This is a genomic window from Phenylobacterium sp. (assembly GCF_036963605.1).
Lineage (GTDB): Bacteria > Pseudomonadota > Alphaproteobacteria > Caulobacterales > Caulobacteraceae > Phenylobacterium.
Window position 1 is genome coordinate 1 of the sequence record NZ_JBALUY010000093.1, and the last position, 11,342, is coordinate 11,342.

The 11,342-nt window shown below is 67.1% G+C and carries 10 protein-coding genes and 1 pseudogene; all 11 read right to left on the reverse strand.

The annotated features are described in order from the left end of the window. Nucleotides 1-595, reverse strand: a 595-nt coding sequence (locus tag V7702_RS14875; RefSeq protein ID WP_335650873.1) for an OmpH family outer membrane protein, incomplete at its 3' end; no start/stop codon positions are given. 4 nt (nucleotides 596-599) lie between these two features. After that, nucleotides 600-2,954 carry an outer membrane protein assembly factor BamA gene (gene bamA, locus V7702_RS14880; protein ID WP_335650874.1) on the reverse strand — a complete coding sequence of 785 codons (2,355 nt, stop codon included), beginning with the start codon at nucleotides 2,952-2,954 and terminating at the stop codon, nucleotides 600-602. A 30-nt stretch (nucleotides 2,955-2,984) separates the two neighbouring features. Then, complete coding sequence (locus tag V7702_RS14885) at nucleotides 2,985-4,202, reverse strand: M50 family metallopeptidase (RefSeq protein WP_335650875.1); 1,218 nt, start codon at nucleotides 4,200-4,202, stop codon at nucleotides 2,985-2,987. Between the two features lie 24 nt (nucleotides 4,203-4,226). Further along, the gene (dxr, locus tag V7702_RS14890) at nucleotides 4,227-5,432 is read right to left on the reverse strand and encodes a 1-deoxy-D-xylulose-5-phosphate reductoisomerase (protein WP_335650876.1); all 1,206 of its coding nucleotides are present in this window, start codon (nucleotides 5,430-5,432) and stop codon (nucleotides 4,227-4,229) included. After that, nucleotides 5,429-6,247, reverse strand: coding sequence for a phosphatidate cytidylyltransferase (locus tag V7702_RS14895; RefSeq protein WP_335650877.1), 819 nt, complete (start codon nucleotides 6,245-6,247; stop codon nucleotides 5,429-5,431). The genes dxr and V7702_RS14895 overlap by 4 nt, the downstream gene beginning before the upstream one ends. Further along, a complete protein-coding gene (gene uppS / locus V7702_RS14900) occupies nucleotides 6,225-7,001 on the reverse strand; it encodes a polyprenyl diphosphate synthase (RefSeq protein ID WP_335650878.1) in 777 nt (258 codons plus the stop codon). Before uppS ends, V7702_RS14895 begins: the two co-directional genes overlap by 23 nt. A gap of 37 nt (nucleotides 7,002-7,038) precedes the next feature. Continuing rightward, complete coding sequence (gene frr / locus V7702_RS14905) at nucleotides 7,039-7,605, reverse strand: ribosome recycling factor (protein WP_335650879.1); 567 nt, start codon at nucleotides 7,603-7,605, stop codon at nucleotides 7,039-7,041. A gap of 42 nt (nucleotides 7,606-7,647) precedes the next feature. After that, nucleotides 7,648-8,373, reverse strand: a complete 726-nt coding sequence (gene pyrH, locus V7702_RS14910) for a UMP kinase (protein WP_304712953.1) — start codon at nucleotides 8,371-8,373, stop codon at nucleotides 7,648-7,650. 97 nt (nucleotides 8,374-8,470) lie between these two features. After that, nucleotides 8,471-9,406 carry a translation elongation factor Ts gene (gene tsf / locus V7702_RS14915; protein ID WP_335650880.1) on the reverse strand — a complete coding sequence of 312 codons (936 nt, stop codon included), beginning with the start codon at nucleotides 9,404-9,406 and terminating at the stop codon, nucleotides 8,471-8,473. Nucleotides 9,407-9,511: 105 nt separating this feature from the next. Then, nucleotides 9,512-10,339, reverse strand: a complete 828-nt coding sequence (gene rpsB, locus V7702_RS14920; protein WP_335650881.1) for a 30S ribosomal protein S2 — start codon at nucleotides 10,337-10,339, stop codon at nucleotides 9,512-9,514. A gap of 191 nt (nucleotides 10,340-10,530) precedes the next feature. Beyond that, a pseudogene (locus V7702_RS14925) lies at nucleotides 10,531-11,325 on the reverse strand (OB-fold nucleic acid binding domain-containing protein); the annotation flags it as partial. Nucleotides 11,326-11,342 lie beyond the last annotated feature (17 nt).

Below are 11,342 nucleotides of genomic sequence, written 5' to 3' on the forward strand. Positions count from 1 at the left end.
CCTGCTGGTCCAGCCGTTCGCGGTCGAAAGCAAACTGCGTGATCTTGGCGTTCAGGGCCGTGACCAGGGGCTGGGTGATGTCCATCTGCGGATTGGCCAGCAGGAGCGCGTCGCGATTGACGAGCATGGCGCACTGGCGCTGCTGATAGACGTCGCGGATCAGCGGCTCCATCTCCTGGCCGACGCGGGCCAGGGCCTTCTGCTGGGTCACAGCCAATTCACGCTCGCGCTGGGCGGCCTTGCGCTGGAAGGAATTGACCCGAACCTGCAGGGCGGCGCGACGGGTTTCAAACGCGTCCTGGCCCAGGGTGGCGCGCTGGGTTTCGAGGGTCTGGGCCTCCGTGGTGATGGCCGTTTCCTCGGCCTTCAGCTCGGCTTCCACCTGGGTGGCGATCTGCTGCAGCCGTGTCTGGACATACTGGCCGACGGTGGAGGCGCCGATCGCGCCATCCACGGACATTACGCAGACCCCCGCGATGGCCGCGCCATGCGAGACCTGTGGCGCGGCAGCCTGTTGGGCCTGGGCGCCCGTCGAGAGCATAAGCGCGAGGGCCGCAGCGGCGGCGAAGCCGGCGGCAAGGGGTTTGGTGGTCATGAAATCAGAACCTCGTTGAGGTGGAGAAACGGAAGGTTTCCGTCTTGTCGTAATCTTCTTTGGCCAAAACTTGGCTGAAGTCGAAGCGGATGGGGCCCATGGGGGAGCGCCAGAAAATGCTGAGGCCCGCCGAGGCGCGCAGGGACATGTCGTCGACGATATTCGGATCGACGACGCCAGCCACCGTCAGCTTATCCTCATCGTCCAGCATGCCCAAGGTGCCGAAGTCGGAGAACAGGGCGGCCTTCACGCCGTATTGCTCCGGCAGGAAGGTCGGGACGGTGAGCTCCACATTGCCGATGGCGTAAGCCTTGCCGCCCAGGGCGTCGGACCGGCTGGCGTTCAGGTCCCGCGGGCCGATGCCGGCGGTCTCGAAGCCGCGGAAGCTGTTGCCGCCCTTATAGAAGCGGTCGTTGATCCGAACCGTATCGCCGCTCCACCCGTCCACATAACCAGCTGAGCCGGTGGCGCTGAGGATGAAGCTCGGCGAGAAGCCATAGTACCAGCCGCCCTCGACCTCGGTCTTCAGATAGTTCACGTCCCCGCCGACCCCGGCCAGATCCTGATTGAGGGCCGTATAGAAGCCGCGGGTCGGGTTGATCGGGTCGTTCCGCATGTCGAGACGCACGCCATAGCCGACCAGCGATGTCGTATAGGCGCCCCGCTGCTGGCAAAGCGAGATCGAGACGACCGGCGCGCTCGGATCGCAGTAGGAGGCGGGGATTTCCACCTCGTCCCGACGCAGGGTGTAGCGCAGGGAGGCCCGCGAATTCAGAGTCAGGGGGAAGCCCAGTCGGACGCCGCCGCCGATGGTGTTGGTACGGTAGGCCGAATAGTCGGTCAGGTCATAGCGGTAGGAATAGAGGTCGAGGCCCGCCCCGAGGTCGCGGCCCAGGAAGCGCGGCTCGGTGAACGAGAAGTCCACCTGCTGGCGCAGGGAGCCCACCGAAACCCGGGCGCGCACGTTCTGACCGCGCCCGCGGAAGTTCCGCTCGGTGACACCCAGGTCGAGGATCAGCTGGTCCACTGAGGAATAGCCGGCGCTGAAGGACAGCTCGCCGGTCGGCTGTTCCGTCACCTGGACCTGAAGATTGGTGCGGTCAGGCGCCGAGCCGGGCGTCTCCTCGATCGCCACGTCCTCGAAGAAGCCCAGCGCGCGGATCTGATTGCGCGAGCGGTCGACCAGGACCCGGTTATAGGCGTCGCCCTCGGCCAGGTTCATTTCGCGGCGGACCACATAGTCCAGGGTCCGCGTATTGCCGATGATGTCGATGCGATCGACATAGACCCGTGGCCCCTCATCGACGGCGAAGGTCACGTCCACCGTGCGGGTTTCGCGGTTGGGCGTATAGCGCGGCCGCACATCGACGAAGGCGAAACCGGCGGCCCCGGCCGCGAAGGTCAGCGTGTCGGTGGCCTGCTCGATGCGTTCGTCCTGGTAGATCTGGCCTTCCTGGATCGGCAGGATCTGGACCAGGGTCTCCTTGTTCAGCCGCTCCAGCTCGGTCTGCACCTCGACCTTGCCGAACCGGTATTCCGGTCCCTCGTCGATCGTATAGGTGATGACGAAGCCATTCTTGTCCGGCGCCAGTTCGGCCACCGCCGAGACGACGCGGAAATCATAGAAGCCGCGGTTGCGGTAGTGCTCGCGCAACTGCTCCTTGTCGTACTCCAGACGATCGGGATCGTAGTTGGCGTTGCTGCTGAACAGCTTGTACCAGGCGCTCTGTTCGGTCACGACGACGTCGCGGAGATCGTTGTCGGAGAATTCGACATTGCCCAGGAAGTTGGTGCGCAGAACACCGCTCTTGGCGCCCTCGTCGATCTCGAAGATCACATCCACCCGCTTCTGGGGAAGTTCGACGATCTTCGGCTCCACGTCCGCCGAGATCCGGCCCGAGCGGCGATAGAGTTCGACGATGCGTTGGACGTCCTGCTGCACCCGGGCGCGGGTGAAGATGCTGCGGGGCCGGAGGGTGACCTCGTCGCGCAGCTTGTCTTCCTTGAGGCCCTTGTTCCCTTCGAAGATCACCCGGTTGATGATCGGATTTTCGACCACCTCCACGACGATCTCGCCGGACACGGCGCTGATCCGCACGTCGGCGAACAGGTCAGTGCGATAGAGGGCCTTCAGCGCCAGGTCGAGCTGTTCGGCGTCCACCCGGTCGCCCGGCTGAATGGGCAGATAGGACAGAACCGTCGCCTGCTCGATCCGCTCATTGCCTTGGACGACGATGCGCTGCACCACCTGCGACTGGACCTGAGCCACCGCCGCCGTCGGGACGGTCAGGGCGGTCGAGGCCAGCAGCAGGGCGAAGCCGGAAGCGAACGCAGCGCCACGAGCGCGAGATCTTTGCATCTGATCAGCCGTAAAGGGAGGAAGGCGGGCCTAGGAAACCAGGCCGCCAAGAAATTTGAACACGCGCAGTTGCTGCAGATCGTTCCAGGTGGCGAACAACATCAAACCGAGCAGGAGCGCAAGGCCCACCCGGTATCCTGCCGCCTGAACCTTGGCCGCAAGAGGGCGGCGGGCCACAGCTTCATAGGCGTAGAAGACCAGGTGGCCCCCATCCAGGACCGGAACCGGCAGCAGGTTCATGAAACCGATGCCCACAGAAAGCACCGCCGTCAGTCCCAGGAGCGCTACGGCGCTGCCCAGCAGCATTGAGCCGACATCCGGCGCGCCCTGGGCGCCCGACTGCGCCACCTGCCCCGAGGCCTGGGCGATTCTCAAAGGACCGCCGAGCTGATCGGCGCTTTCGCGGCCCGTGACCACCCGGCCCAGATAGTAGACCGTCGTGCTCAACACCCGCCAGGTCCGCTCGGTCCCGGCGACGACCGCCTCAATGGGCCCGTAGCGTCGGACGGTACGATCACCGGCTCCCGCCGGGCTTGCGATACCGAGCACACCGATCTTCTGCTCGCCCCCCATGCGGTCTGACACCACGCGCCGTTCAGGCGTCGCCGTGAGGCGCACCATCTGGCCGCTGCGATCGACGACGAAGGTGGTCGGCGCCTGGGACCGGACGGCGATGATCTGCTGCAGGTCGAAGAAGTTGTCGATCTCCTGGCCATTGGCCTCCACGACCAAGTCGTCGACCATGAAGCCGGCGCGCTGGGCGGCGCTGCCCGCCTCCACTCCAGCCACGCGGGCCGGAAGGACGGTCTCGCCCACTGTCATCAGCAGGAAGGTGAAGAGGACGATGGCTAGGACGAAATTGGCGATCGGTCCGGCCGCGGTGATGAAGGCCCGCTGCCACACCGGCTTGAAGTGGAAGTAGCGGTCGGCCGCTCCCCTGCCCTGTTCGGTCTCGATCTTCTGCCGCAGGGCCTCCAGATTCTCGTGGTCGGGCACGCTGGCGGCGTTCTCGTCGCCGGAGAACTTGACGTAGCCCCCGAGCGGGATCCAGCCGACCCGCCATTCGACGCCCTGACGGTCGCGCCAGCCGAAGATCTTGCGGCCGAACCCAATGGAAAACTGGTCGATGGCCACGCGGCAGGCGCGGGCCGCCCAGTAGTGGCCAAGCTCGTGGATCGTGACGACCACAGTCAGGACCAGCAGGAACGGGATGATGTAGGTCAGTGCGGTCTGCAGGAAGCCAAACATCTGGTGGGGGCTGCTCCTAAGGGCCTAGCGTGCGCTGGAAAACGCAGCCGTGACGGCCGAGGCGATGCGCCGGGCCGCTGCATCCGTTTCCCGGGCCGTTTCAAGTGCGTCGCCGTTCGCCCCCCCGACCAGGTCCCCATCGCGCTCCATGCGCTCGAGGGTCTCCGACACGGTGGCGGCAATATCGAGAAAGCCGATCTTTCGGTCAAGGAAGGCGGCGACGGCCACCTCATTGGCCGCATTCAGCGCCCCGGGCGCGGCCCCGCCGGCGCTGAGCGCGGCCTTGGCCAGGCTGAGGGCCGGGAAGCGCGAAAGATCCGGCGCCTCAAAGGTCAGCGGTCCGGACGCCACCAGGTCGAGCTTGGGCGCCGGCCAGGGCAGACGGTCAGGCCAGGCGAAGGCGCAGGCGATCGGCGCGCGCATGTCCGGCGGCCCCAGCTGCGCCAGGGTCGAGCCATCGGCATATTCCACCATGGAATGGATGATCTGCTGGTGGTGGATCAAAACCTCAAGGCGCTCCGGCGGCATGGCGAACAGATAGGCGGCCTCGATGATTTCGAGCCCCTTGTTCATCATGGACGCGGAATCGACCGAAATCTTGGCGCCCATACTGAAATTTGGATGGGCGACGGCCTGTTCAGGGGTGGCGTGGGCCATCTGGGCCTTGGTCCAGGTGCGGAAGGGCCCGCCGGACGAGGTCAGGATCACCCGCGACACCTGGGCCGTGGCCCGGGAATCGAACACCTGGAAGATGGCCGAGTGCTCCGAATCCACCGGGATCACCACGCCGCCCGCCAGCCTGGCGGTGCGCAGCAGGCCAGGCCCGCCGCAGACCAGGCTCTCCTTGTTGGCCAGGGCGACAATGGCGCCCGACCTGGCCGCCGCCAGGGTCGGGGCGAGGCCTGCGAACCCGACGATGGCCGACATCACCCACTGGGCGTCGCCCGCCGCCAGATCGGCGATGGCGCCGGCGCCGGCCGCGGCTTCGATCCCCGAGCCCTTCAGCCGGTCGCGCAGTTCCGGGAGCCCCTGCTCGTCCTCGATGACCGCCAGCGCCGGGCGCCACTTCAAGGCCTGTTCAGCCAGGCGGCCCACATTGCGCCCCCCGGTTAGACCGACCACCTCAACCTCGACCTCGGCTTGTTCGAAAAGGTCCAGGGTCGACATGCCCACGGAGCCCGTGGCGCCGAGGATGGTCACCTTGCGAGGCAGGCCGGCAGGGGCGTTCATGTGAAAAACTCCGCAAGACGGGCCAGGGCCACCACCAGGACAGCAAACATCAAGCCGTCCACCCGGTCGAGGAGGCCGCCATGGCCGGGAATGAGGTCGCCAGAGTCCTTCACGCCGAAACGCCGCTTGAGCATGGACTCCCACAGATCGCCCCCCATGGTGGCCAGGCCGCCGGTAAGGCCGATCACCGCCCCGGTCGCCGGTCCCATGGTCTCTCCGAACAGGGTGGAGCAGAGGGCGCCGGCGCAGGTGGCCGCAGCCAGGCCGCCGATGAATCCGGACCAGGTCTTGTTGGGGGAAAACCGCGGCCACAACTTTGGCCCCTTCAGCACGCTGCCCACCAGGAAGGCGGCGATATCGGCCGCCCAGGTGACCGCGAACAGCACCAGCACCCAGAGAGCGCCGTCGGGCGTGCCCCGGAGCCAGACCAGGGCGAGGCAGGGGACGCCGATATAGACGACGCCAAAGGCGGCGTCTGCCGGTCGCTCGGCCACCCGCCGGGCGACGAAGGCGGCCACCGCCGCCCCCAGGGCCATGGCCGCCCAGGCCAGGGGCACGTAGCGCAGATAGATCAGAAAGACCCCAGCGAGCACGCCCACCAGGACCGTGCTGAGCACACGGATCGGGGCCTTGGGCGCCGTCATCCCCGCCCACTCGATGGCCAGCAGCGCCACGCCGACCGAAATCAGCAGGAGGAAGGGCCAGGCCCCGAACCACACCGCCGCCACCGTCGCCGGCACCAGCACAAGGGCTGAAGCGGCGCGGATCGCGAGATTGGACCAGTCGAACTGTTTAGCCGGCGGCAAGGGCGTCATCGGCCACGGCGCCGCCATAGCGCCGGTCGCGGGTGCGATACTCGGCGATGGCGGCCTTGAGGTGCTCCGGCCCGTAGTCGGGCCACAGCACGTCCTGGAAGACGAGCTCGGAATAGGCCGCCTCCCACAGCAGGAAGTTGGACAGCCGCTGCTCGCCGGACGGCCGCACGATCAGATCCGGCGGCGGGGCGGCCGAGGTGGAGAGGTAGGCGGCGAACCGCGCCTCGGTCAGATCCGCCGGCGCGATCCGGCCGGCCGCCACATCCTCGGCGAAGCGCCGGGCGCCGTCGGTCAGGTCGGCCTGGCCGCCGTAGTTGAAGGCCACCTGCAGGAAGAAGCTGTCATTGTCGGCCGTGCGCCGCTCAGCCTCCTCGATGATCTCGATCAGGTCGGCGTTCAGCCCCTGGCGGCGACCGATCACGCGGACCCGGACACCTTCCCGCTCCAGCCGCCCGAGATCGCTTTCGAAATAGCGGCGCGGCAGGGCCATCAGCTCAGCCACCTCGGTGGCCGGCCGGCTCCAGTTTTCCGTGGAGAAGCCGAAAACCGTCAGGTGGCGGATATTGAGCTCTGGCGCGGCGGCCACCGTCCGCTTCAGGGCCTCCACGCCAGCCCGGTGGCCCAGGCTGCGCGGCAGGCCCCGGCGCTTGGCCCAGCGGCCGTTGCCGTCCATGACCAGGGCCACATGCAGTCCTTCGCCCGCCGAAGGTTCGGCGGCCGGCGCGGCGGCGTTCGGCTCGGGGCTGCGGGCCATGGGGTTCCTCGTGCGTCCTTTGCCGACAGACCGACGATCAGACCTGCATGATCTCTTGTTCTTTGACTTTCAAGGCTTCGTCCACCCGCTTCACCGCCTCATCGGTGAACTTCTGGACCTCGCCCTCCATGCGTTTCTGCTCATCCTGGCTGATGACGCCGTCCTTTTCCGCGCGCTTCAGGTCGTCATTGGCGTCGCGACGGATGTTGCGCACGGCCACCTTCTGCTGTTCGGCATATTTGCCGGCGACCTTCACCAGATCCTTGCGGCGCTCTTCGGTCAGCGGCGGAATCGGGATGCGCAGGGTCTGGCCATCGACCACAGGATTGAGCCCGAGGCCGGAATTGCGGATCGCCTTCTCCACCGAGACGGCGACGCCCTTGTCCCAGACGTTGACGGTCAGCATCCGCGGTTCCGGCACGCTGACGGCGGCCACCTGGCTGATTGGCACGGTGGAGCCATAGGCGTCGACCATAACCTGGTCGAGGAGCCCGGCGGAGGCCCGACCCGTGCGCAGGGAGGCGAACTCTTCCTTCAGCGCGATGACGGCCTTGTCCATGCGATCTTTGTAACTCGCAAGAACCGGCTTCTCTGCGGCGGCCATGGGGGTCCTCCAATCGTGGTCTGAACGTGGGGCGCGCGAGGGTCAGGCGATCGTCGTAAAGACGCCCTGCCCCTTCAGCACCTTTAGGAAATTGCCCCGCTCGCGGATCGAAAACACCACGATCGGGATCTGGTTGTCGCGCATCAGGGCGATGGCCGAAGCGTCCATGACCCGCAGGTCCTGGGCCAGCACATCGTGATAGCTGAGCGTTTCGTAGCGGACGGCGTCCGGCGCCTTCTTGGGGTCGGCCGTATAGACCCCATCGACGCTGGTGCCCTTGAACAGGGCCTCGCAGCCCATTTCGGCCGAGCGCAGCGCGGCCGGGGTGTCCGTGGTGAAGAACGGCGCGCCGAGGCCGGCGGCGAAGATCACCACCCGGCCCTTCTCCAGGTGCCGCATGGCGCGACGGCGGATGTAGGGCTCGCAGACGGCGTCCATGGGGATGGCCGACTGGACGCGGGTGAAGACCCCGACCTTTTCCAGGGCGCCCTGCAGGGCCAGGGCGTTCATCACCGTGGCCAGCATGCCCATATAGTCGGCGCTGGAGCGCTCCATCCCCTTGCCCGCCAGGGAGACGCCGCGGAAAATGTTGCCGCCGCCGATCACCAGGCAGAGTTCGACCCCGTGGCTGACGACCTCGGCGATATCCTCCGCCACGGCCTCGAGGGTGTTGGGGTCGATGCCGAAGCCCTGCTCTCCCATCAGGACCTCGCCCGACACCTTGAGCAGGATCCGCTTGTAACGAAGGGTGGGAAGGGTCTCTGGCATCGGCGCGGCTTTCCGAATCTGACTCAGGCAAGATAACGCAAGGGCGCGGCGCGCGTCGAACGCGCCCGCGCCCCCCACGTCGTGGTTGCGTGAGGTTCTACGCCTGACCGCTCAGTTGGGCCACCTCCGCGGCGAAGTCGTCGACCTTCTTCTCGACGCCCTCACCCAGACCGAAGCGCACAAAGCCCTTCATGGTCACGGGCGCGCCCGTTTCCTTGGCAAGCTCTGCGATCAGCTGCTCGATGGTCTGGTCGGGGTTCATGACAAAGGCCTGCTTCAGCAGGACGACTTCTTCGTAGAACTTCCGAATGCGGCCCTCGACCATCTTCTCGACCACGCCGGCGGGCTTGCCCGAGGCGAGCGCCTGCTCGGTGAAGATCGCCTTTTCGCGCTCGACGGCCTCGGGATCGAGGTCGTCGGTGGACAGCGACAGCGGGTTGGTGGCCGCCACGTGCATGGCGATCTTGCGACCCACCTCTTGCAGCTTGGCCTGATCGCCGGCGCCTTCCAGGGCCACCAGCACGCCGATGCGGCCGAGATCCGGGGCGGCGGCGGCGTGGACGTAGCTCGCCACGGCGCCGGCCGGCACGCTCATGCGGGCGGCGCGACGCAGCATCATGTTCTCGCCGATGGTCGCGATCAGGTTGGTGATCACGTCGGAGACCACCTCGCCCTTGGCCGTCTTGGCCGCGGAGATCGCCTCGACGCCTTCGACGTCCAGGGCCACCTGGGCGACGTCCTTGGCCGCGCCCTGGAACAGCTCGTTGCGGGCGACGAAATCGGTCTCGGCGTTCAGCTCGACCAGCACGCCGGTCATGCCGGCGCCGTCCTTGCGCACGGCCGCGGCCACGAGGCCCTCGGCAGCGGCGCGGTCGGACTTCTTGGCGGCCTTGGACAGGCCCTTGGTGCGCAGCCAGTCCATGGCCGCATCGACGTCGCCGCCGTTTTCCTGCAAGGCCTTCTTGCAGTCCATCATGCCTGCGCCGGACTTCTCGCGCAGTTCCTTGACCAGCGCAGCGGTGATTTCCGCCATGGGTCGGCTCCTTCGGTTAGAATCAACGGCTGGGCCACATATGGAGCCCAGCCGTCACAGTTTGATATCGCAACGTCCGCGCCCCGGTGACCGGAGCGTGGCGGATCACGATTGAGCGGCGGTCTCGCCTTCGGCCGGAGCAGCGGCGTCAGCCGGCGCAGCCGGGGCTTCGGCGGCGGCCGTCTGGGCCAGGACCGGCTCCATCGGCGTTTCCGAGGCGCCGAGGTCCACGCCCGAAGCGACCTGGCCGGCGGTGAGGCCGTCGAGGATGGCGTCGGCCATCAGGTCGCAATAGAGCTGCAGCGCGCGGGCGGCGTCGTCATTGCCCGGGATCGGATAGGTGATGCCGGCCGGATCGCAGTTGGTGTCCAGGATCGAGATCACCGGAATATTGAGCTTTCGGGCTTCCTGGATGGCGATCGCTTCCTTGTTGGTGTCGATCACGAACATCAGGTCGGGGATGCCGCCCATGTCCTTGATGCCGCCCAAGGACAGTTCGAGCTTGTCGCGCTCACGGGTGAGCTGCAGCAGCTCCTTCTTGCCGCGGCCGACGCCTTCGCCTTCCAGCAGGCCTTCCAGCTCGCGCAGGCGAGCGATCGAGCCCGACACGGTGCGCCAATTGGTGAGCGTGCCGCCCAGCCAGCGGTGGTTCACATAGTATTGGGCGCAGCGCTTGGCCGCCGTCGCCACAGGATCGGACGCCTGGCGCTTGGTGCCCACGAACAGAATGCGACCGCCGCCGGCGGCCACGTCGCGGGCCTTGACCAGGGCCTGGTGCAGCAGAGGAATGGTCTGCGACAGGTCGATGATGTGGATGTTCGAGCGAGCGCCGAAGATGTAGCGCTCCATCTTCGGGTTCCAGCGGTGGGTCTGGTGACCGAAGTGGGCGCCAGCTTCCAAAAGCTGACGCATGGTGAAGTCGGGCAGCGCCATTGAATGGCTCCTTTTTCCGGTATGCCTCCGCAAGCCAAAACCCCTTTTGGGAGCCCGGAACGGAAACCTCTGGGATGTCTCCCCGTCGGTCGCCGAACGCCTGCGTGTGTGATGGGCCGCGAGATAGGCTCAGACGCCGGAAAAAGCAAGCCTGATGCGCAGCTTGGCCAAATCTCTTCGAGCAGGCGGGTTCAGATGTCCTCCACATAGAGGACGCCTGGCGAGGTCTTCAGGGCGCCGCGGACTGAGCCGTCCAGGGTGAAGCGGCCAGGCAGCTTCAGCTCCACCTCGCGGCCGCCCTCCACCGGCGCCGTCAGGATGATCTCCCCGCCCCGGCTGTTGGCCGCGCTTTCCAGCCGGCGCTTCAGGGCGTCGATCTCGGCGCTGCGGGGCGCCAGGTGGACCCGCAGGCCGGCGACGGCGTTCTCGATCGCCTTTTCCACCGGCTCGGCGTCATCGCCAAAGAACCGCACCTCCCCGTCCCTGGCCTTGGCCCGGACCTTGATGGAGACCGCGCGGCCCGGCTCAAGCACATCGCGGCAGCGGCGCAGGGATTCAGGGGGGAACAGCACCTCGTACTCACCCGTAGGATCGGACAGGGTGACGAAGGCGAACTTCTCGCCGCTGGACTGGGAGGCCCGCTCCTGCTTGCGCCGCACAACCCCGGCCATGCGGAACACCTCGGCGCCGGCCTCGGCCCGGACGATGACGTCGGTCAGCAGCTCGGTGCGTCGCCGCCGCAGGGCCGGCACCATGTCTTCCAACGGGTGGCCGGAGAGATAGAAGCCGACAGCCGACAACTCCTCGTCCAGGCGCTCGACCGGCGTCCACATGTCGGCCCGCGGCATGCGCGGGCGGCCCACGCCGGCCTGATCGCCGCCAAACAGACTGGCCTGGGCCGAGGCGCGGTCGGCGGCAACCGAACAGCCGGTAGACGACAGACGACAGACGACAGACGACGAGGAGACAGGGTTGGGCCGTTCGCGAGCGCAACGTTATTCGC